Below are 21,693 nucleotides of genomic sequence, written 5' to 3'. Positions count from 1 at the left end.
CCCTGCGTCACCCGTTCAGGTGCGCACGCAGCGCCAAAAGGTCGGCCCAAGTATCGCGCTTCGCCGCCGGATTGCGCAGCAGCCGTTGTGGTTCCAGCATCGGCAGCGCGGGGATACCCAGCGCCTCACCCCATTGGCCGCGCAGACGGGAAATGCCGCGCTTGGCCAGCAGCGCCTGACAGGGCAGGTTGCCCATCAGCACCAGCACGTCGGGTTTCGCCAGTTGAATGTGGCGTTCCAAAAACGGCTTCATCATCGCAATTTCCGCAGGCGAGGCATCGCGGTTCGTCGGCCCGCGCCACGGCAGGACGGTGGTGATATAGACACCGCTGTCGCGGTCCTGACTGCCGCGGTCCAGATCAATCGCGGCCAGCATTTTGTCCAAGAGCGTGCCTTGAGGCCCAACATAAGGCTTGCCTGCGCGGTCCTCTTCGCGGTTCGGCGCCTCGCCCACGATCATCACGCGGGCACCGGCCAGACCGTCGCCAAACACAAGGCTACGTGCGCCCTGTTTCAATTCGCAATGCGGAAAGGTTTCCAAAGCGGCGCGCAGGCTGGGCAGGTCATTGGCGGTTGCGGCGGCGGCGCGCGCCTCTGCCGGTGGATCAACTTTGGGCTTCGCCACAGGGGCAGGCGCACGACGTTTGCCGTCAGGGCCAGCGGCGGCAGCGGGCTTGGGCTGTGCCTGTTGCAGGTCATTGCGATTGATCGGCGCCTCGCAGAGCGTTTCATCAACGCCCAGCTCCAGCTGCCAATCCAGCATCGCAAGCGCGACGTGATAATCTAGGGCCGATTCCACCTGTTCCATAGGCCGAAGTTACCGCGCAGGCGCGACAGGCGAAAGGGTGGTTGCAAAACGGCTCACTTCTGACCGATGCGCGGCTCTTCGCCCTTGCGCAGGCGGGCGATGTTGGCGCGATGCGTCCAGAAGATCAGAAGCGTCAGCGCCGCGCCCATCACGATAATCTGGCCATAGCCCAAGACCACCATCCAAAAGGTCGAGGTGGCCGCCGCCACCAATGCAGACAGCGACGAAATCCGCGCGATCACGGCCGTGGCCAACCAAGTCAGACAGGCGGCAATACCCACCGGCCACGCCAGCGCCAGCAGCAGACCAAGGAAGGTGGCAACGCCCTTGCCGCCCTTGAACTTCAACCACACAGGGAAGCAATGGCCGAAAAACGCCATCAACCCCGCCAGCTGCGCGGCATCTTCGCCAGCAAAGGCGCGGGCCAGCAGGACAGCAACCGCCGCCTTGCCACCATCTAGGATCAGCGTCAGCGCGGCGGCCAGTTTATTGCCGGTGCGCAAAACATTGGTGGCACCGATGTTGCCCGATCCGATGCTGCGCAGATTGCCCAGCCCCATAACCGCCGCCAGCACCATGCCAAAGGGGATCGAGCCCAGCAGATAGCCAATCAAGGCCCAAAGGCCGAGGGTCGTAGGATCAGACAACAACTCAGGCATCACAGATCTCCGAATACGGGGGTGCCGTTTACATAGGTTGCCAGCACTTTGCCCTGCAGGCGCTGACCGTCAAAGGGGGTGTTTTTCGATTTCGACCGTAGCTTGAACCGATCCAGCACGAAAGGTGCATCAGGATCAAACAGCACCAGATCCGCCGGGGCACCCGCCGCCAGACGGCCCGTCGCCAGCCCCAGCCGCGCGGCAGGGTTCAGCGACATGGCGCGCCATAGCTGCGCCAGCGTCAGATCGCCCGAATGATACAGCCGCAGCACCGCTGGCAAGAAGGTTTCAAGGCCCACGGCACCACTCGCTGCCTCTTCGAACGGCAGGCGCTTGCTTTCCTCATCCTGCGGGGTGTGGAAGGACGAGATCACGTCAATCAACCCATCGCGCAGCGCCGCAACCAGCGCCAGACGGTCATCCTCGGCCCGCAGGGGCGGTTTGACCTTGAAGAAGGTGCGGTAGTCCGCAACGTCAAATTCGTTCAGCGTCAGATGGTGGATTGAGGTGCCAGCAGTCACATCCAGCCCGTTCGACTTTGCCCGTTCCAACGCAGGCAGCGCACGCGCGGTGGTGATCTGGTCGAAGTGGTACTTCGCCCCTGTCATTTCCAGCAGCGCAATATCGCGATCAATCCCCATGCGTTCGGCCATCGCCGACACGGCAGGCAGGCCACGCAGGGATGCAAACTTGCCCGAGGTGACGGCAGCGCCCTTCGACAGGATCGGTTCCTGCGGATGCCCCATAACCAAGGCGCCCAGCGATTTGGCATAAGACAGTGCGCGGGTCAGAACCTTGGTGTCGCTCACCACATGATCGCAATCGGTGAAGGCGACCGCGCCTGCATCCTGCAAAAACCCAATCTCGGTCATTTCACGCCCCGCGCGGTCCTTGGTCAGCGCGGCCATTGGCACGACGTTCACCGGTGCAGCCTCTTGGGCACGGCGGGTGACAAATTCCAGCGTTTCGGGATTGTCGATGGTGGGCGCGGTGTCGGGACGGGTGACGATGGTGGTCACGCCACCTGCTGCCGCCGCCTGCCCTGCGGTGCGGAAACTTTCCTTGTGCCGTTCACCCGGCTCACACACCTTGACGCCAATATCGACGATGCCGGGGGCCAGATATTTGCCGGTGCCATCAACCACCTCTGCGCCCTCGGGCACCGCGACCTCAGCCCCCAGCGCAGTGATCACGCCATCCTCAACCAGCAGGCTGCCCAGATCAGCCGTTCCGGCCTCTGGGTTGACGAGGTGCACATTGGTGAACAAGAGCGTGGTCATGGGCGGTCCTTTGGTCTGTGTTCTTGTAGCTGCGGCCTTGCTGGCGCTGTGTAGGCGTGAAAGGCCTGTGTGGAAAGGGCGAAGTGCGCTAGCGGTTGCCCGCCATCGCCTGTGCCCGTTCGATACGGGCAATGGTGTCTTCGCGGTCGGCCTGAAATTTCAACAGGTGTTTGTCACCTGCATGGGTGATCACCTGCACGGCAGAGCCAAGCTTGCGAATCTTGGCAATCTCGACCAGTCGCATGTTGCGCCCCTGCGGGCCCAGCAGACGGGTTTCGGTCATGTCCCAGCGCGCTTTTAGTTCATCCGATGCCAGATAGAAGGCACGCACCGCAATCGCGGCCAAGCCACCGATCGCGCCGGTCCAGACATGCGGGTTGCCTAGGATCATCAGGATCGCCATCCCGCATCCCATAGCGCCCGCCGCCAGCCACGCATGATCACGCCAATAGGCGGCGCGGTCGGGGTGGAAGCTGTGCTGCACGCTCTCCCCCTCCTGCAACGGGGTGGTCGGGGTCATTTGCGGCATAAATTCGGGTGTCATCACGCACCTCCTGCAATAGCGGCGTAAATGCCCAGACCGGCCAGCGCGACCATCAACGCGGTTAGCCAATAGACCCAGCGTGGTGTCGGTTGCGGCGCGGCAGGGGCAGTGCCCTGCGGCAATTGCCCGACTGCAGATCGCGACCTCAGCGGGGTAAACTCCAGATCGGGAATGTCCTCACTCCAGGCACCAACGGGGGTCAGCGCGGGTGCGGGGGCCAGCGTCACCGCCTGCCCCTTGAAGGCCTGCGAATAGAGGATCAGCACAACCCCTTCTAATGCCTCAAGGCGGGCGCGATCAGGTTCCAGCGCTTCCTCAGGCAGGCCATTGGCCTTGATCAGGTAATTCATCAGGCCGAAATCCGACAAGTCCGCCAGATCAAATGCCTCTACCCGTGTGGCATCAATCGCCTCGACCCCAAACAGATCGGCCAAATGCCCCTTGGCCAATCCCGGTTCGGCATTGGCCAGAATGGCATCCAAACGGTCCAGCTCCGCCTGATCCGCCGTCAGTGAAAACAGCCGCACCCCGCGCGGTTCCTGCGAACGAACGGAGAGCATATCAAGCATGGTCAGCCCCGATATGGCACGATCGCGTCATTCAGGCGATCCAGATCATCAGCGCGACCAGCGCAAACATCGCCAGCAGTGCGTAGGTGGCAACCTTGCCGGACATGCGGGGATCTTTGGGATCTTCCATGGTCTTATACCTCTACCGATTGGGCCGCGCGTGCCTCGGCCCGTGCAGCGCGCAGGTTGCGCGCCAGCAGGTCCATCGCTGCCATACGTACCGCAACACCCATTTCCACCTGTTCCTGAATGACCGAGCGGTTGATGTCGTCGGCAATGGTGCCGTCAATTTCCACGCCGCGGTTCATCGGGCCGGGGTGCATGACGATGGCATCATCCTTGGCGTGGGCCAGTTTGGCCGCGTCCAGACCGTAGCGGTGGTAATATTCCCGTTCAGACGGGATAAAACCGCCGTCCATCCGTTCCTTCTGCAGACGTAGCATCATCACCACGTCCACATCTTTCAGGCCTTCTTCCATATCATGGTAGACCTCAACGCCGAACTGGTCGATCTGCGATGGCATCAGGGTCGGCGGGCCGACCAGCCGCACGCGGTTCTCCATCTTGCCCAGCAGGATCAGGTTCGACCGCGCCACGCGGCTGTGGGCAATATCGCCGCAAATCGCGATGTTCAGACGGTGCAGCCGCCCCTTCGCCCGCCGAATGGTCAGCGCATCCAGCAGCGCCTGCGTCGGGTGTTCATGTTTGCCATCCCCAGCGTTCAGTACGGCGCAGTTCACCTTCTGCGCCAGCAGATCCACCGCACCGGAATGCGGGTGGCGCACCACCAAGAGGTCAGGGTGCATCGCGTTCAGGGTCAGCGCGGTATCAATCAGCGTCTCGCCCTTTTTGATCGACGAAGCCTGCATCGCCATGTTCATCACATCCGCGCCCAGACGCTTGCCCGCCAATTCAAAACTGGCCTGCGTGCGGGTGGAGTTTTCAAAGAACATGTTGATCTGCGTCAGCCCAGCCAGCGCATCCGCGTGCTTCTGCTCCTGACGGTTCAGGTCCACATACTGATCAGCCCGATCCAGAACAGCGGTAATCTCCATCGGATGCAGGGGTTCGATCCCCAGAAGGTGCTTCTGCGTGAATGTCATGGGCCCTCTCCAATGCGCTGTTCGCCTGCTTATAGAAAGGGCGTTGCCACGGGGCAAGCGGGCGCTATGTCCCATTTAGAATTAAGCAGGCACCGCGAGGCATTCCAGCACATCGCGCCGCATCCCCTTTCGTTGCTCACGGCCACCAAACGAAAACGTGAATGCGCACTTGCGCACAACTCCCCCGCGCTCGCTCACACTCAATTCTTGTTGTTTTGAACGTGATCGCCCCTGTGCCCATCTTTGCTACACCACGACGCAATTACGTCGTTGGTAGAAATTCATCGGCAGGTTCTGGAAATTACGCCGCCCCAGCCAAACACCAAGATAAGGACTATCATCATGAACCCGATCAAAACGCTCGTCGGCGGCCTGGCCGTAACCGTTGCACTGACCTCCACCGCACTGGCAGCCGGTGTTGACGTAAACGCAACCTCCACCGGTCTGGCGCTGCGCGGCTACGACCCGGTTGCTTACTTCACCCTGGGTGAGCCGACCGCCGGCTCGCTGGAGCACACCTCCACCTACGAAGGCGCAACCTACCGCTTCGTTTCCGCTGAGCACAAAGCACAGTTCGACGCCAGCCCCGAAGCCTTCGCGCCTCAGTACGGCGGCTACTGCGCATTCGGCACCGCCATGGGCTTCAAGTTCGACGGCGACCCCGAAGTGTGGAAAATCGTTGACGGTGAACTGTTCTTGAACCTGTCGACCGCCGTTCAGGCCCGTTGGGAAGAAGACGTTCCCGGCTTCATCAACACTGCCGACGTTCAGTGGGAAACCATCGAAGACAAATCGCCCGAAGAGCTGCAGGCGCAGTAATCTGCCTGACATCTCTCTCCATGTGTGGAAAGGCGGCCTCTTCGGAGGTCGCCTTTTCTTTTGCCTGCTACCTACCCAGCCTAACGGCCTGCACGGATCGCCTGCGAATAGCTAAGCCCCGGGTGCAACGCCTCTGCCCCTGCGGGCAGTAGCGCGGCGTCATAGCGATCCTGCAATGATCCCTCACCGCCCAAAACGCCGAGGTTTTCCAAATACTGCGGCAGGCGACCTGACAGGATCAGGCTGCTGTCGATCGGCAGATCCGATTGCAGATTGCGCGCCAGACCGTAGACCACCGTGGTACAATTGGCAGAAATCGTGTTGTAAAACTGCGGCTCTGCCTCCAGATCCTGCGCCAGTGCGACATAGGACATGAACATCTGACGGCGGTGTTCGGGCGACAGGTCCACAGGGAACATCCGCACATCTTCGCCGCGATGATCGGCACGCAGCTTGACGATGTCACGTTCCTTCGCCCCGATCAGCACCAGTTCAAACTGACGGAAGAACCCGCCCAGCTCGCTGAACACTTCATCCGCCTCACGTCGAATTTCGACCGAAAAGGCGACCTGTTCCCCATCGGCGAAGCCAAAGCTGACCAACAGATGCGCAATGTCAGGGTTCCCCCAGACCGAAGTGAACATGTCCACGCTGTCCAGCTGCGTCAGATCATAGGTCTGCGACACCCAAGCCTGCGTCGCGGTAGTGCGGTCCTGCCATTCAAAATCGCGCAGGTTCGACAGGGTGACCTGATCACCCGACACCCGCGCCGTCACACCATGCGCCACATCCGGTGCCCAATGACGATCCGCACGCGGCGTGATGGTCTGATACCAACCCAGAACCGCCAATGCCGTGATGGCCAACAGTGCCCAACCCAAACGGCGTTTGTGAAACTGCACCCGCAACGCCCCAAGGGTGAGCGCGACCAGAAGCGCCAGCGCAAAGGTACGCATGGCCCCATCGGTGTTCAGCCACAGCGCCGTCGCCGACCAAGCGGCACCAGCAAGGGTGATGAATGAAAAAAGAACATGCGGGAGGATATGAAAAAAGCGGGACATAATCCCGCTTTCTTAGCTGTCTCTCACCTACGGGTAAATCCTTCCCCTTAAGCAAAGCTCAGTAACTGTAATCCGCATAGATACGGGTCAGATCGCCGTCCCAGTCGCCATGATACCGCGCCAGCAGTTCATCCGCAGGCACCTGACCGCTATCGACCGATTCCTTCAATGCGTTGAGGAAGTGGGTTTCGTTCGGCACCAGACCACCTGCCCCTTCACGGGCGCGGGCGATCAGGCCTGCTTCGGAAATATCCAGCACTTCGCGGGCCAGATCGTGCATCTTGATGCCGCCGACCTCTGCCTGCAGACCGTCGATCGACGCCTGAACGCGCAGACCCTCGCGGGTTTCCGCATCCCAGCCTTTGACCAAATCCCAAGCCGCATCCAACGCGCCCTGATCATACATCAGACCGACCCAGAAACCGGGCAGCGCACACAGACGACGCCATGGGCCACCGTCCGCACCGCGCATTTCCATGTATTTCTTGATCCGCGCTTCGGGGAAGGCGGTGGTCAGGTGATCGGCCCAATCGCTCAGCGTCGGCACTTCACCCGGCAGCGCAGGCAGTTGCCCCTTCAGAAAATCGCGGAAGGATTGGCCCAGCGCGTTGATATATTGGCCGTCGCGGTAGACAAAATACATCGGCACATCGAGCGCATATTGCACATAACGCTCAAAGCCCATGCCCTCTTCGAACACGAACGGCAGCATGCCGGTGCGCGCATCATCAAGGTGACGCCAGATTTTCGAACGCCAGCTTTTGTGGCCGTTGACCTGCCCCTCAAAGAAGGGCGAGTTGGCGAACAGCGCGGTCGCCACCGGCTGCAACGCCAGCGCTACGCGCAGCTTCTGCACCATGTCCGCCTCTGACGCGAAATCAAGGTTCACCTGCACGGTGCAGGTCCGGCGCATCATCGCGCGGCCCATTGTGCCAACCTTTTCCATGTAGTCGTTCATCAGCGTATAACGACCCTTGGGCATCAGCGGCATTTCTTCATGCGACCACAGGGGCGCTGCCCCCAAACCGATGAAGCCAACGCCGATTTCATCCGCGATATCCTTCACCTCACGCAGGTGAACGTTCACCTCATCACAGGTCTGGTGAATGGTTTCCAGCGGCGCGCCCGACAGTTCCAGCGCCCCACCCGGTTCCAGCGACACGTTCGCGCCATCCTTGGTCAACCCGATCAGGTTGCCACCTTCCTCAACCGGGGCCCAACCGTGACGGTCGCGCAGCGCGTCCAGCACCGCTTTGATCGACCGCGTGCCTTCGTATGGCAGCGGCTTCAGCGTGTCCTTGCAATAGCCGAACTTCTCATGCTCAGTGCCGATACGCCAGTCGTCCTTGGGCTTGCAGCCAGAGGCAAGGTATTCCGCCAGTTGATCGTGATGTTCGATCGGCCCGCCGCCGGATTGAGGGATGGACATGGGCTTGCTCCGTTTTTGCTGCTGCACAGGCGTCGCTGCTGCGTGGAATCTGAGGTTAGATCAGAATATCAGAAGGCAAAGATTTGTGGTCCGTACCGGCAATTGTCAATGCAGCTTTCGCATGTCGACATGCCACAGCAGGATCTCTTCGTTAAGGGGTTCGTCAAGGGCAGCCTGAACCACCTTCATATCAAGGCCCGGCAGGTTCGAGAACACGTCAAACAGCTGATCCGCGCCCTCTGCGTTCACGGGAATGTCAAGCGGGGTGGTGTCTTGGGCCAATATGTACCAACTCTTGCGCCCCTTCTCATCCACCAGCATGCGGATCGACACCAGCGCCTCAACCGCCAAGGTGCCGCCGGTTTCGGGCCCGAAATAGCCCAGCCGTCCTTCGTCCAGCGTCACCACGCCAGCCCCGCCACCACCGCGATCAAACCGCGCACGGCGCACCGCCAGAATGACCCAGACCCCACCCAGAATGACAATCAAAGCGCCCATTGCGCGGAACAGACCGAAAGAGGTCAGGAACCAATGCGCCCCAAGGGCCGTCATCAGCGCCGAGATTAACACCTCGCGCCAACGGCGCAGGCCTGCGGCGGCTTCGGGGCGCATAAAACTCATTGTGGCGCTCCTATCTCGGTGGCCTCATGCAATACGGCGACACGGTAGCTGCCGACGCGCTGAAACCCAATAGCTTCGTAAGCGCGCGACGCCGCATCGTTGTTGGAAAAGAGGATTGCAGTTTTCGTGCCTTTTGCCCGCGCCTCTGCCAGATGGGCGGCGACAACGCGGCGTGCATAGCCCTGCCCGCGCTGATCCGGCGGGGTATAAACGCCACCGATCTGCACCATATCGTCGAACTGCGCGTTGAAGGCGGTCATCGCGACCGGCTTGCCATTCATTATCAACAGACGCGTCACGTCCCCCTGAATGGCATTCACCGCCCGCTCAATCGAACGGCTGGCGGCATCGGGTCCGGTGGCAAGGCCCGTGTCCCGTTCATAGCCCAGATACCAGAAGGTTAGCGTATCAACGTCCAATGTCTGCGGCGCACGAATATCGGCTGGCCCGTCAGGCAGTATCAAATCCGCCAAATGCAGGCGATAGAGCGGTTCCACCGTATCAAAACTGAACGCCGCATCAGGCAAGCCCAGCGCGGTGATCGCATGGCCGACCTGTTCATCAGGCCCAGTGATCCCCTTGACCATACGGCCCCGTACAGCATCGGCACATTCCGCCCATACGCCTGCGTCTGCCCTTGGTGCCTGACATAGGGCAAAGCCTTCGTTCGTCAGGCCAAAGACACCTGCGATCCCCTCCCCCGCCATCTGCAACAGAAAAAGGGTGCCGTGCGGATGATCCACGTTACCGATCCCCGCCTCCGCAAGGTTGGATCGTAGAAACATCGAACTGTTTGCATGACACGCCAGAAACGCCTCCAGCGCGGGACGGTCAGCGTCGGTGGCAACTCGGATCATCGCGGCGTCCTTGGGTCAGATGGGTAAAAGGGAATCAGTTACCAATCACCCAAGTGTTGCTGCCAGATCGTCATTGCCGCAACCGCCGCGGTATCGGCGCGCAGAATGCGTGGTCCCAGACTGATCACATGAGCAAAGGGCAGCGCGTGCAGGCGTTTACGCTCCACCTCGGAAAATCCGCCCTCAGGCCCGATCAAAATCGCCCATTTGTCACCCTTGTCGCGTGCCGCCTCTGACAGTGCCTTGCCTGCGCCCACCTCTGCCTCGTCACAGAAGACCAGCTGGCGATCCTCTGGCCAGTCGGCCAACAGACGATCAAGGCGTTGTAGATCACAAACCTCTGGCACATAGGTGCCACCGCATTGTTCGGCCGCCTCAACCGCATGGGCTTGCAGGCGGTCCTGGCGAATGCGTTCGGAATTGGTAAACTCGGTCTGCACTGGCAGGATACGTGCCGCGCCCATTTCGGCCGCCTTTTCGACGATGAAATCGGTGCGCGCCTTCTTGATCGGGGCAAACAGCAGCCACAGATCGGGCGGCATCTGCAACGGCCGTGTCTGTTCAACGCAGGTCAACTCGCCCCCCCGCTTGCCAGCCTGATCAACGCGGGCGCGCCATTCGCCGTCCACTCCGTTAAACAGCGCCAGTTCCGCACCGACCTTCTGGCGCATCACACCAAAAAGGTAATGCGCCTGATCGCGGTCCAAGGGAACCGATTGCCCCTGCCCCAAAGGATGCTCTACATAAAGGCGGATCTTAATGCTCATGAGGCCTTTCTATGTCTGACCAGCCCCATACGCCAGCCCAGAATGGCCCTGAAACAGATAGCGGCGCTGTCAACGGCACTGTTGCCGATGCGGTGAAAGGCAACTGGGTCGATCATCTGGCGCCTGCATGGTCACGCCCCTACCTGCGCCTCAGCCGGGCGGACCGTCCGATTGGCACGTGGCTGCTACTGATCCCCTGCTGGTGGGGTCTGGCGCTGGCAATGCTGCATGATGGGCAGGCCAGCCTGCATGATCTGTGGATCGCGATTGGCTGCGCAGGCGGTGCCTTCCTGATGCGCGGCGCGGGCTGCACATGGAATGACATCACCGATCGCAAATTTGACGGCGCGGTCGAACGCACCAAATCCCGCCCGATCCCGTCAGGCCAGGTCACGGTGAAACAGGCGCTGGTGTGGATGGCGCTGCAATGCCTGATTTCCCTCGGGTTTCTGCTGACGCTGAACACCGCCGCGATCATCGCGGGGTTTGTCGCCATCGTGCCGGTGGCGATCTACCCCTTTGCCAAACGGTTCACATGGTGGCCACAGGTTTTCCTTGGGGTGGCGTTCAACTGGGGCGCACTTCTGGCATGGGTCGCACACACTGGCAGCCTACATTGGGCGGCGGTGGTTCTGTATCTGTCGGGCATCGCATGGACGCTGTTCTATGACACCATCTATGCCCACCAGGACAAGGAGGACGACGCGCTGATCGGGGTTAAATCCACCGCGCGCCTGTTTGCCGAGGAAACCCCGAAATGGCTGAAACGCTTCCTCACCCTCGCTGTGCTGCTGATGGCGCTGGCGGTGGGGCTGGCCATGACCGGTGGAAGCACTGCATCGCCCTTCGCGCTACTGATCGCGCTGCTTGGCCCATGGGCCTTTGGGGCGCATATGATGTGGCAGATGCTGCGCCTTGATACCGACGATACCGGCATTTGCCTGCGCCTTTTCCGCTCAAACCGTGACACAGGCCTGCTGCCTTTGCTGTTTTTCGCCGTTGCGCTGCTGATTTGATTGCGCTGCACGCAGCAGGGGCCTAAACATCCCGAGACTATAATATAAAGACCGGACGACATGCGACTGTCTTCGTACCTCATCATCGCGGCAACCTTCGGGGGGGCAGCGGCCCTCAGCATCGCGGCCGCAGGTGGCATTGCGAATGTCATCGAAGACACATCGGAATTGGCCGTGCGCAACGGCTTGGATACTGCCGACCTGCCTTGGGCAGAGGTTCACGCCAATGGTCTACAGGTTTACCTGACCGGCACCGCCCCATCCGAAGCAGACCGTTTCAAAGCCGTGAGCGTCGCCGGTCGTCTAGTGGATGCCTCTCGGGTGATTGACCAAATGACGGTGACAGACACCGACGGTTTGGCCGCCCCCCGTTTTTCCATCGAGATCTTGCGCAACGATAATGGCCTGTCCCTGATCGGGCTGATCCCAACCGACAGCGACCGCGATGCATTGCTGACCGCTGTACGTGCAATTGCCGACGGTGGGAACGTGTCCGACCTGCTGCAAACCGCGGATTACGACGTGCCACAAGGTTGGCAACGATCTGTAGATTATGCGCTGGATGCACTGAAAATGTTGCCGCGTTCCAAAATCTCGATCGCGGCAGATCGCGTGGCGATCACTGCCATGACCGCCAGTGCCGAAGAACTGCGCCGCCTTGAGAGCGAGCTATCGCGCAAAGCAGAGATGGAACTGGTGCTGGACCTGTCCGCGCCGCGCCCTGTGCTGACACCGTTTACCCTGCGATTTGTCATCGAAAATGGTATCGGCCGCTTTGACGCCTGTTCCGCCGAGAGCGATGCCAGCGCCGAACGCATCCTTACCGCGGCCAAAGACGCTGGCCTTGATGGTGCGCAGATGAGCTGCACGGTTGGTCTTGGCGTGCCCTCGCCCCGCTGGGCCGAAGCCGCAGAACAGTCCATCAAGGCACTCGCGGAAATGGGTGCGGGATCCGTCACGTTCAATGATGCAGACGTGTCGCTGGTTGCAGAACTGGGCACCGAGCAGGCACTGTTTGACCGTGTGGTTGGGGAATTAGAAAATGCGTTGCCGCCGGTTTTCTCGTTGCATTCCGATCTGCCCAAACCCGCAGTCGAAAATGACGAAGAGGCCAGCGAATTTGTTGCGACATTGTCGCCCGAAGGTCAGGTGCAGCTGCGCGGCCGCCTGAACGATGACCTAAGCCGCACCGCCGCCGAAAGCTATGCCGTTGCCCGTTTCGGCAATGCCAATGTACACAATGCAGCCCGCCTGGATGAGGCTCTGCCCAGCAACTGGTCGCTGCGGGTTCTGGCCAGCCTTGAGGCGCTGTCGCTTTTGTCGAACGGTGTTGTGAATGTCACGCCGGAATTGATCAGCGTCAGCGGCAACACTGGCCGCCCAGACGCATCGGCCCAAATTGCAGGTTTTTTGGCTGAAACACTGGATGAAACCCAGCGGTTCGACATCAACGTGACCTATCTGGAAAAACTGGACCCGATCGCATCACTGCCAACGCCAGAAGAATGCGAAGCGCAGGTCAACGACATCCTGAAAACCCGCAAGATCACCTTTGAACCGGGGTCCGACACGCCGGACGCGTCTGCACAATCAGTGCTGGATGACATCGCCGAGGTGCTGAAAGGCTGTAGCGAAGACCTGAAGTTCGAGATTGGCGGCCACACCGACAGTCAAGGGCGCGAAAGCATGAACCAGGCACTCAGCCAGGCGCGCGCAGCCGCCGTGTTGTCCGGTCTACGCGAACGCCGACTGTTGACAGCGGCCTACCGCGCCGTCGGTTATGGCGAAAGCCAGCCCATCGCCGACAACAAAACCGAAGAAGGCCGCGAGGCCAACCGACGCATTGAATTCAAACTGATCCGCCCGGCCGCCACAAACACCAGCGCCGAAGATGAGAACGCTCTCGACGCGATGGCCGCTGACGCTGAACCAGCAGGCGCAGATCAAGCAGACAAAGACACGGCCGCACCCGAGGCCGCACAGACGAACGAAGGAAACTGATCCTTATGGAGCGCACGCAATTCATTCTGGCCACCGCGATCATTCTGTTCGTAGCTTTCTGTATGGGCTGGTTCGCCTACTGGCTGATCCACCGTTTCACCCAGATTTCCAAATCCGATATCGGTGAGCTGGATCGCATGGCCCAGGAACTGCACGAAGCAGAAGAAACCCGTGATCAGGCCATCACCTATCTGCAGCAACGCGAAGCGGAATTGACCACGCAGCTTAGTCAAACCGAAGCCGAGCTGGCCGCCACGATGGAAGGTCTGCGCGAAGCACGCCACGAAGCAGAAGAACTGCGGTCCTATCTGGAACGCGGCTCACAGGGCTAAACGCAACGGGCCTTTGCGCTGGTGCGCCGCTTTACTCGGGGTTTGCCTGCTCCATAGCGGGCACGGCATCTAGCTCCAGCAACAGCTGAACCAGCGTTGATAGACGGTGCGGCCCCATCTGATCCGCCAAATGTTTATGCAGGCGCTGCACCTCGATCAAATGCGCATCGATGGTGTCATGGCCCGCCCGTGAAATGCTGATCCTTTGCTTGCGCCGATCACGTGGATCCGGTTCGCGTCTGATCAATTCCTTGCTTTCCAGCGTATTCAGGATTCGCGTTAGTGAAGGCAACATCAGGCAGGCGCGCTCTGCGATTTCGGTCGCATCTAGCACGGTATCCTCTTCTAGCACCCGCAGGACCCGCCATTGCTGTTCCGTCAACCCGGAGTGCGCCAGCATACTGCGCAACGGCCCGATCACACGATCGCGCGCCCTGAGAAGTGCCATTTGAAGCGCATTGTCACAACTCTCACTTGGTACAACACTTTGAACTGTTTGCATGCCCCACAGGTCAGACAGATCGGAATTACGTTCCATAAACTACAGCCCCCAACGGATCATACTCTTGCGAACATGTCCCCTATGACAGGGACATGCCGCCAAAATGGCGGTCATAGAAACGACCGTCTTTGAGCTAGAACAAAGCCACCCTACGTCACCGGATTGCGTTTTCTGCGGACTGGTTCCGCAGACATATAGCGGCTATCCCTTTCCACAAGGAGGCGCTGATCTGGCGCAACACAGAAGGGGGTACAGAATGATCACTCAATTGGCCGCACTGGTCGGTGACAAATACGTTCTACACGGCGCTGATTTGGACCCCTGGCGGAGTGACTGGACGGGGGCGTATCGTTTCGAACCCCTCGCCGTTGTGCGCCCCGCCTCCACCGCCGAAATTGCCGCTGTGGTCCGTTGGGCCAATGACACAGGCACCACCGTGGTCCCGGTTTCGGGCAACACCGGCCTGTCGGGCGGCACCTATGCAGACGGTGCCCTATTGTTGTCGCTGGATCGCCTGAACAGCATCCGCGATCTGCGCCCAGACGCCCGCGTCGCGGTGGTCGAGGCTGGGGTGATCCTGTCCAGCCTGCATGACGCGGCGGACGCGGTGGATATGATTTTCCCCCTCACCTTCGGCGCGCGCGGATCGGCGATGATCGGCGGCTGCCTCTCGACCAACGCGGGCGGATCGAACGTCCTGCGCTATGGCAACACCCGCGATCTGGTGCTGGGGATTGAGGCGGTCCTGCCCACCGGCGAGGTGGTCGATCTGCTAAGCGAGCTGCACAAAAACAATTCGGGCTATGACCTGCGCCACCTGTTGATCGGCGCCGAAGGCACGCTGGGCATCATCACCGCCGCTGTGCTGAAGCTGCACCCGAAACCCCGCGCCTATGCCACCGCGATGGTCGCCCCCCAGTCGCTGGAGGATGCACTGACCCTGCTCAACCGTCTGCAAGAGGCGACAGGCGGCGCGGTAGAGGCGTTTGAATACATGCCCCGCCATCATATTGAGATCCATAAACAGATCCACGCGGGCGCGCGGGAACCCTTTGACACCCCGCAAGCGATCAACATTCTGGTCGAGGTCGCCGCCACCGCCCCGCGCGATTGCACCCCCGGCCCCGATGGTCGCCCCGCCATCGCTGCCCATCTGGAGGATACGCTGGCATCCATGTTCGAAGAGGGTCTACTGCTGGATGCAGTCGTGGCCCAGAACGAAGCCCAGCGCGCTGAGATGTGGGCACGGCGCGAAGCTGCGGCAGAAATCGCAATGTCGCGCAAACCCTTCATCTCTAACGACATTGCGGTGCCGCTGGATAAGGTTGCCGCCTTCCTCAACACCATGGAACGCCGTCTGCCCGACTGCGACCCAGAGGCACAGGAAAACATCGTCGCCCACCTAGGCGACGGCAATGTGCATTACACAGTCTGGCCCTCCAGCGATGACGCTGGCTTGCGCGATCAGATCATGGAACTGGTCGAGGATGTGGCGCTGTCCTTCGGCGGATCATTCTCAGCCGAACACGGCATTGGCCTGTCCAAACTGCCGTCCATGCGCAGGCGCAAGGATCCGCAGGCCATTTCAACAATGAAGGCGATCAAGGCCGCGCTGGACCCCAAGGGCATCCTCAACCCCGGCAAACTGCTGCCCTAAGCACCCTAAACGACAAAGCCCCGAAGGATACCTTCGGGGCTTCTCAAATTCTAAACCTACGTCGGCTCAGCCACGCCAGCTAAAGAAGTCCGGCCCCGCCTGCGCCAGCATGTCCTTGGCCATCGCACGGCCCAGTTCTGCACCATCCGACACCGCGCAGGTGCGTTCATCGCGGATCACCTCTGACCCGTCAGGGCGCAGCACCTCACCGCGCAGACGCAACTGTCCGCCCTCCAGCGTTGCCAGACCAGCAATCGGGGTTTCACACGACCCGTCCAGCGCTGCCAGAAACGCCCGTTCCGCCGCCAACCGCTGACCGGTTTCCACGTCATGCAACGCCGCCAGCATTTCACCGGCGCGATCGTCATTTTCGCGCCGCTCGATCCCGATGGTGCCTTGGGCAATTGCGGGCAGCATATCCTCCGGCGCGATGGCCGAACGTGCGGCATCCGCCATACCCAGACGGTTCAGGCCCGCCTTGGCAAGGAATGTCGCCTCTGCCACGCCCTCTTCCAGCTTCTTCAGGCGGGTCTGCACGTTGCCGCGAAACTCCACCACTTGCAGATGCGGGAACTTGTTCAGCAACTGCGCCCGACGCCGCAGCGAGGATGAGCCGACGACCGCCCCTTCGGGCAGATCCTGCAGGCTGGCGTATTTCAGTGACACAAAAGCATCGCGCACATCCTCGCGCGGCAGGAAGGTGTCCAGAACCAGACCCTCGGGCTGTGCCACAGGCATATCCTTGGTGGAATGCACCGCGATGTCGATGCCACCGTCCAGCATGGACTGTTCGATCTCTTTGGTGAACAACCCCTTGCCGCCCAGCGTTTTCAGCGGGGTATCGGTTTTGATCAGCGACATGTCATCGCCGGTGGTCTTGATCACCACCACCTCAAACGCCGCCTCTGGCAGATCAAAGGCCGCCATCAGACGTTCGCGCGTTTCATAGGCCTGCGCCAGCGCCAGGGGCGATCCACGGGTGCCAATTTTCAGGGGCGAAGCGGGGGTGGGCAAAGTCAGTGTCATGCGCCTAGCTCTAATCGGCGGTTAAGAAACAGGCAAGAGGCGCGAAAGCCCCACGCCTGCGGCGATTGATCCCGTTACGGATGCAACCCTTGACATCAGCGCCCCAGAAGGGGACGAACCCCACAAGCGAAAGGAAACCCGATGTCCGAGCCACAAAAACAGCAAAAGAAAATCCTGCGCGCCCTTGCGGGTGAAACCCTGCCCACGCCGCCCATTTGGATGATGCGTCAGGCGGGCCGCTACCTGCCCGAATACCGCGCCACCCGTGCGCAGGCAGGCGATTTCCTGTCGCTGTGCTACAACAGCGAACTGGCCGCGGAGGTGACGCTGCAACCGATCCGCCGCTACGGTTTTGACGCGGCGATCCTCTTTGCCGACATCCTGCTGTTGCCGCAGGCGCTGGGGGCGGACCTGTGGTTTGTCACCGGTGAGGGTCCGCGCCTGTCGACCACCACCACCGCCGATCAACTGGCCGCGCTGAAAGGCAAGGATGACATTCACGAGGTGCTGAACCCCGTGTATGACACCGTGTCGATCCTCAGCCGTGAACTGCCGTCGGAAACCACGCTGATCGGTTTCGCCGGTGCGCCGTGGACCGTCGCCACCTATATGATCGCTGGTCGCGGCACCAAGGATCAGGGTCCGGCCCACGCGCTGAAAGACGAAAACCGCGCGGTGTTCGAAGGTCTGCTGGATCTGCTGACCGAGGGCACAATTGAATATCTGTCCAAACAGATCGAAGCCGGCGCCGAAGTGGTGAAGCTGTTTGATAGCTGGGCCGGTTCGCTGAAAGGCGCCGATTTCCAGAAATACGCGCTGGAACCCGCCAAGCGTATCATTGCCGAGATCAAGAAACGCCACCCCGGCATCCCTGTCATCGCCTTCCCGCGTGAGGCAGGCAATGGCTACATCGGCTTTGCCAAGGCAACGGGTGCCGACTGCGTCGCCGTGGACAATTCGGTCAGCGCCGAATGGGTGGCAGAGCATGTGCAGGTCGATGGCTGTGTGCAGGGCAATCTGGCCTCGCGCCATATGGTGACCGGCGGCCAAGACCTAATCGACGACACCCGCCGCATCGTGCAGGCCCTGGGCAAGGGACCGCATATCTTCAACCTCGGCCACGGGATCACACCGGATGCGGATCCCGAAAACGTCCAGCTGATGATCGACACCGTGCGTAACGGCTAGTTGCCAAACCACTCCAGAATAAAGCCCCCGTTCGCCTACCGCGCACGGGGGTTTTTCTTTGCCGTTTAACATCTTGCATCCCCACAGCCCGCGCGACACACACGCCCTATGGTTAATCACGTTCTCCCCCACGATCCCACATGGGCCGATGCCTTCACCGCAGAGGCTGCAGCGCTGAACGCCGCCCTGCCCGATGTGGCGCTAACCCTGCATCATATCGGCAGCACCGCGATTCCCGGCATTCTGGCCAAACCGATCATCGATCTGATGGGCGTTGTGCCAGATCTGGCCCAGATGGACCGTCATGACGCGGCCATGCAGGCACTGGGCTATGAGGTGATGGGCGCCTTTGGCATCGAAGGGCGGCGGTATTACCGCAAGTTTGACGCATCGGGCCAACGCAGCCACCACCTGCATGTCTTTGCCACAGGGGCACCGGATATCACCCGCCACCTTGCCTTTCGCGACTACCTGCGCGCCCATACAGATGTGGCCTCAGACTATTCCGCGCTCAAGGAACAACTCACCGCCAGCCAAGCCGACTGGGAACGCTATGTAGAGGGCAAGGATCCCTTCATCAAACGTGTCGAACAACACGCCCTGCGCTGGTATCAGGCACGCCGCTGAACCCTTAGCGGCTAGCGCCTCAACCTCTTGGCCCCCGCCGCAACACCGCGCCGATCCACATCGACATCGCCGCTGGCACGCGCGACCGGTTGCGCAGAACCGGCATGTTTTCCGAATGCCCACCCCGCGCCTCACGGAACAGGATGTATAGGCCCGAGGCGATGATCACCCCAACGCCCAGCACGGTCGCGCGGTCCAGATGCTCGTCAAAAAACACCAGCCCATAAACAGTGGCCCACAGGATCTGTGAATACTGCATTGGCGCGACCACCGCCGCCTCTGACGCGCGATAGGCAAACACCAGCAGCAGCCCAGCCACAAACCCCAACAGCGCAATCGCCCCCATCCCTGCCAGATCCGGCAGCGCCACAGGGCGATAGTCAAACACCATGATCCCCCCCATCACCACAAAGTTCGCAGCCAACGGATAGAGCATCATCACCACCGGACGCTCCTCCTGCCCCACTTTGCGGGAAATCACGAACACCAGCGATCCCAAACAAGCCGAAGACAGCGCCGCCGCATGGCCCAGCCCCAGTTCCGCCGATCCGGGGCGCAGCACAATGATCACCCCGCACAAGCCCACCAGAATCGCCGCCCCACGGTGCAGCCCCACCTTTTCCCCCAGCATCGGAATCGCCAACAGCGTGATCAAGAGCGGCATGGCAAACAGAATCGCATAGACCTGCGCCAAGGGCAGCGCGGTGAAGGCATAGAACACACACAACGCATTCCCCGTCGCCGCCAGCGTGCGGATCAGGTTCCAACCGGGATAGACCGGCAACAGCGTCCCCGCCGTTTTGTCCCGCATCAGCATCAGACTGACCAGCGGGAAGGAAAACAGCGTCGCAAAGAACAGCACCTGCGCGGGCGCATAAGCACTGCCCAGATATTTGATCACCACATCATGGGTGGCAAAAAGGCCAAAGGCGACCAGAGCATAAAACGCGCCGGAAAGGTTCATCGGTATCGTCCTGTACGAGGGTGTGACGTCTGACAGCGCCCAGTTGCCTGAGCAAGCGCAACAGATGTTTGCGCCAACAGACACGGAATCACCGTCTTTGCGCAAGGGTTAACGAAATTTCTGTTTCAACAGTGTGACAGCGCCGACAGAAGAGTAGCGCCGGCGGATCAAACACATTTCAGGGGCTGCAAAGCCTACCCCCAAGACGCAAAAAAGCCCGCCGTTTGAGGCGGGCTTTTTATGGCGGACCGAGGAGGATTCGAACCCCCGACCCCTTGATTCGTAGTCAAGTACTCTATCCAGCTGAGCTATCGGTCCGTCTGTGGCGGTGTTTAGGCTTTGGCGCGGGGAGCTGCAAGCGGAAAAAGACAGAAAAACGAAATTCTTCCAAACTTTGTTTGAAAATTGTTATTTTTCAGCAGCTTAACAATTCACCTTTTGCCTGAAATTTAGACCATCCCCAAATCCGCATCGCCGCGTGGCAGGCAAATTTCGAACACAGTCCCCGACTCGCCCGTCTCTTTCAGGCGCAATTGGCCACCGTGACCACGGATCAGCTCCTGCGAGATGGCAAGGCCAAGGCCAGTGCCCCCTTTGCTGACCCCGCCCTGGAAGGGTCGGAACAGGTTTTCCTGCGCTTTGGGCGGCAGACCGGGGCCGGTATCGCGGACATGAATCAGCCAGTGGTCCGGCGATTCTTCGGCGGTGACGGTGATTTGGCCGGATTTACCGGATTGGATCATCGCAATGCGCGCATTGCGGATCAGGTTGGAAATAACGCGGAACAACTGTTCGCCATCCGCACGCATTTGCAGAGACGCAGGAATATCGGACGAAAACTGTACATCGTGCCCCTCGACCGACAACTGTTCGCTATCGAACACGTCACTGACCAGATCGGCGAGGACGAATCGTTCCAGACGCGGCGCCGGCTCCTCTGCCTTGCCAAAGGCCAGCGTCGCCTCACACAGATGCACCGCACGGGTGATGGAGTTCACCAGTTTCGGCGCCATGCGTTTCACACCAGGATCTTGCGACATCTCGATCCGGTCGGTGAACAACTGGGCCGAGGTCAGCATGTTACGCAGATCATGACTGATCTTGGCCACCGCGCCACCCAACTGGGCCAGACGTTCCTTTTGCTTCAGCGCGCTGGTCAGTTCCGTTTGCATTGTCTCCAGCGCTTCCTCCGCCTGTCGCAATTCGCGCAGACTGGATTCGGGGGTGATGATGCGGCGCGCATCTTCTGGATCGCGGGCATAGGCCTTCATGTGATGAACCACGCCCTTGATCGGTTTCACCAGGAACGCCCGCACGGCGAGGAACAACAACAGCGCCGTAACGACAGAAATCACTGCCGACAGAATCAGCACACGCAGACCATAATCGACCATCGCTGCGCGCAATGCCTTGGTTTCCATAGTGATTTCGATCAGCAAACCCGCCTCACGGACTGGGTTCCCGATCACGCGGATCACCTTGGGTTCGGGGTCGATCAGCCGTGCCACGGCATCACCGATCAGTTCCACCGCACTTGCATCGCGCAAATCAAAGCTATCCGAAATGGGACGCGGCATCGGCGCAGCTAGAATCAGCTGCCGTGCTTCGTCACGGCGCAGTACGACGTTGAAAACCTCTGCATTTCGCAGCAGCTCTTCCTCAAGATCAGGAGAGATCATGTCATCCGCCAGCAAGGCCAATGACGCGATCTGCGCCCGTTCCAGACGAGACAGCAGGTAATCCTCACGGAACCGCGCGATCGAAGGTACAAAAATCATCACCTCTGCCAGCATCACAAAGATGATGGTCAAAATCAGAAAGCGACCGGAGAGCGTGTTCAGCATAGGGTCTCCATTGCTGTGT

Annotated in this window: 22 protein-coding genes and 1 tRNA gene; 7 read left to right on the top strand and 16 right to left on the bottom strand. The window is 60.5% G+C overall.

The window, feature by feature from the left end; genetic code table 11:
• Positions 1 to 7 precede the first annotated feature (7 nt).
• The 6 genes from TM5383_RS09120 to TM5383_RS09095 all read right to left on the bottom strand — a co-directional run bounded on the left by TM5383_RS09120 (position 8) and on the right by TM5383_RS09095 (position 4,963).
• The gene (locus TM5383_RS09120) at positions 8 to 799 is read right to left on the bottom strand and encodes a uracil-DNA glycosylase (RefSeq protein ID WP_082645444.1); all 792 of its coding nucleotides are present in this window, start codon (positions 797 to 799) and stop codon (positions 8 to 10) included.
• A gap of 62 nt (positions 800 to 861) precedes the next feature.
• Complete coding sequence (gene plsY / locus TM5383_RS09115; RefSeq protein WP_058318716.1) at positions 862 to 1,467, bottom strand: glycerol-3-phosphate 1-O-acyltransferase PlsY; 606 nt, start codon at positions 1,465 to 1,467, stop codon at positions 862 to 864.
• Positions 1,467 to 2,747: a dihydroorotase gene (gene pyrC / locus TM5383_RS09110; protein WP_058318715.1), complete on the bottom strand. Its 1,281-nt coding sequence runs from the start codon at positions 2,745 to 2,747 to the stop codon at positions 1,467 to 1,469. Before pyrC ends, plsY begins: the two co-directional genes overlap by 1 nt.
• Positions 2,748 to 2,835: 88 nt before the next feature.
• Positions 2,836 to 3,291, bottom strand: coding sequence for a hypothetical protein (locus TM5383_RS09105; RefSeq protein WP_082645439.1), 456 nt, complete (start codon positions 3,289 to 3,291; stop codon positions 2,836 to 2,838).
• The gene (locus TM5383_RS09100; RefSeq protein ID WP_058318714.1) at positions 3,291 to 3,860 is read right to left on the bottom strand and encodes a hypothetical protein; all 570 of its coding nucleotides are present in this window, start codon (positions 3,858 to 3,860) and stop codon (positions 3,291 to 3,293) included. The genes TM5383_RS09105 and TM5383_RS09100 overlap by 1 nt, the downstream gene beginning before the upstream one ends.
• Before the next feature lie 134 nt (positions 3,861 to 3,994).
• Entirely contained in the window at positions 3,995 to 4,963 is a 969-nt protein-coding gene (locus TM5383_RS09095) for an aspartate carbamoyltransferase catalytic subunit (RefSeq protein WP_058318713.1), read from the bottom strand.
• Positions 4,964 to 5,305: 342 nt separating this feature from the next.
• Between TM5383_RS09095 and TM5383_RS09090 the strand changes: the two genes are divergently transcribed.
• Positions 5,306 to 5,782 carry a YHS domain-containing (seleno)protein gene (locus TM5383_RS09090; protein ID WP_058318712.1) on the top strand — a complete coding sequence of 159 codons (477 nt, stop codon included), beginning with the start codon at positions 5,306 to 5,308 and terminating at the stop codon, positions 5,780 to 5,782.
• An 80-nt stretch (positions 5,783 to 5,862) separates the two neighbouring features.
• Here the strand turns inward: TM5383_RS09090 and TM5383_RS09085 are convergent, their stop codons facing one another.
• The 5 genes from TM5383_RS09085 to TM5383_RS09065 form a co-directional block, all read right to left on the bottom strand.
• A complete protein-coding gene (locus TM5383_RS09085; protein WP_058318711.1) occupies positions 5,863 to 6,843 on the bottom strand; it encodes an Lnb N-terminal periplasmic domain-containing protein in 981 nt (326 codons plus the stop codon).
• Between the two features lie 58 nt (positions 6,844 to 6,901).
• Positions 6,902 to 8,272: a glutamate--cysteine ligase gene (locus tag TM5383_RS09080; RefSeq protein ID WP_058318710.1), complete on the bottom strand. Its 1,371-nt coding sequence runs from the start codon at positions 8,270 to 8,272 to the stop codon at positions 6,902 to 6,904.
• A gap of 105 nt (positions 8,273 to 8,377) precedes the next feature.
• Entirely contained in the window at positions 8,378 to 8,893 is a 516-nt protein-coding gene (locus TM5383_RS09075; RefSeq protein WP_058318709.1) for a hypothetical protein, read from the bottom strand.
• Positions 8,890 to 9,750 carry a GNAT family N-acetyltransferase gene (locus tag TM5383_RS09070; protein ID WP_058318708.1) on the bottom strand — a complete coding sequence of 287 codons (861 nt, stop codon included), beginning with the start codon at positions 9,748 to 9,750 and terminating at the stop codon, positions 8,890 to 8,892. The genes TM5383_RS09075 and TM5383_RS09070 overlap by 4 nt, the downstream gene beginning before the upstream one ends.
• A 38-nt stretch (positions 9,751 to 9,788) precedes the next feature.
• The gene (locus TM5383_RS09065) at positions 9,789 to 10,517 is read right to left on the bottom strand and encodes a 16S rRNA (uracil(1498)-N(3))-methyltransferase (RefSeq protein ID WP_058318707.1); all 729 of its coding nucleotides are present in this window, start codon (positions 10,515 to 10,517) and stop codon (positions 9,789 to 9,791) included.
• 11 nt (positions 10,518 to 10,528) lie between these two features.
• Here TM5383_RS09065 and ubiA point away from each other — a divergent pair, with 11 nt between their 5' ends.
• Genes ubiA through TM5383_RS09050 form a run of 3 tightly spaced genes read left to right on the top strand, consistent with a single transcriptional unit; the run spans position 10,529 to position 13,866 of the window.
• Positions 10,529 to 11,533: a 4-hydroxybenzoate octaprenyltransferase gene (gene ubiA, locus TM5383_RS09060; protein ID WP_076400155.1), complete on the top strand. Its 1,005-nt coding sequence runs from the start codon at positions 10,529 to 10,531 to the stop codon at positions 11,531 to 11,533.
• Positions 11,534 to 11,593: 60 nt separating this feature from the next.
• A complete protein-coding gene (locus tag TM5383_RS09055) occupies positions 11,594 to 13,534 on the top strand; it encodes an OmpA family protein (RefSeq protein WP_058318706.1) in 1,941 nt (646 codons plus the stop codon).
• Between the two features lie 5 nt (positions 13,535 to 13,539).
• Entirely contained in the window at positions 13,540 to 13,866 is a 327-nt protein-coding gene (locus tag TM5383_RS09050) for a hypothetical protein (protein ID WP_058318705.1), read from the top strand.
• Positions 13,867 to 13,897: 31 nt separating this feature from the next.
• Here TM5383_RS09050 and TM5383_RS09045 read toward each other — a convergent pair whose 3' ends face one another.
• Complete coding sequence (locus TM5383_RS09045) at positions 13,898 to 14,314, bottom strand: MarR family transcriptional regulator (RefSeq protein ID WP_231725085.1); 417 nt, start codon at positions 14,312 to 14,314, stop codon at positions 13,898 to 13,900.
• Positions 14,315 to 14,624: 310 nt separating this feature from the next.
• Between TM5383_RS09045 and TM5383_RS09040 the strand changes: the two genes are divergently transcribed.
• Entirely contained in the window at positions 14,625 to 16,025 is a 1,401-nt protein-coding gene (locus TM5383_RS09040) for an FAD-binding oxidoreductase (RefSeq protein ID WP_058318704.1), read from the top strand.
• Positions 16,026 to 16,091: 66 nt separating this feature from the next.
• On the opposite strand, the gene hemC is transcribed toward TM5383_RS09040, so the two are convergent.
• Entirely contained in the window at positions 16,092 to 17,051 is a 960-nt protein-coding gene (gene hemC, locus TM5383_RS09035; protein ID WP_058318703.1) for a hydroxymethylbilane synthase, read from the bottom strand.
• Positions 17,052 to 17,192: 141 nt separating this feature from the next.
• Between hemC and hemE the strand changes: the two genes are divergently transcribed.
• Together hemE and TM5383_RS09025 are read left to right on the top strand one after the other, a co-directional pair.
• Positions 17,193 to 18,239 carry a uroporphyrinogen decarboxylase gene (gene hemE / locus TM5383_RS09030; RefSeq protein WP_058318702.1) on the top strand — a complete coding sequence of 349 codons (1,047 nt, stop codon included), beginning with the start codon at positions 17,193 to 17,195 and terminating at the stop codon, positions 18,237 to 18,239.
• A 108-nt stretch (positions 18,240 to 18,347) separates the two neighbouring features.
• A complete protein-coding gene (locus tag TM5383_RS09025) occupies positions 18,348 to 18,866 on the top strand; it encodes a GrpB family protein (protein WP_058318701.1) in 519 nt (172 codons plus the stop codon).
• A 19-nt stretch (positions 18,867 to 18,885) separates the two neighbouring features.
• Here the strand turns inward: TM5383_RS09025 and TM5383_RS09020 are convergent, their stop codons facing one another.
• The 3 genes from TM5383_RS09020 to TM5383_RS09010 form a co-directional block, all read right to left on the bottom strand.
• Positions 18,886 to 19,830: a DMT family transporter gene (locus TM5383_RS09020; RefSeq protein WP_058318700.1), complete on the bottom strand. Its 945-nt coding sequence runs from the start codon at positions 19,828 to 19,830 to the stop codon at positions 18,886 to 18,888.
• Between the two features lie 241 nt (positions 19,831 to 20,071).
• Positions 20,072 to 20,148, bottom strand: a tRNA-Arg gene (locus TM5383_RS09015).
• Positions 20,149 to 20,279: 131 nt separating this feature from the next.
• Positions 20,280 to 21,674, bottom strand: a complete 1,395-nt coding sequence (locus tag TM5383_RS09010; RefSeq protein ID WP_058318699.1) for a sensor histidine kinase — start codon at positions 21,672 to 21,674, stop codon at positions 20,280 to 20,282.
• Between the last annotated feature and the right edge of the window lie 19 nt (positions 21,675 to 21,693).

This window comes from Thalassovita mediterranea (assembly GCF_001458435.1).
Lineage (GTDB): Bacteria > Pseudomonadota > Alphaproteobacteria > Rhodobacterales > Rhodobacteraceae > Thalassobius > Thalassobius mediterraneus.
Note: the sequence above shows the minus strand (reverse complement) of the source record. Positions and strands in the feature narration are given on the sequence as shown.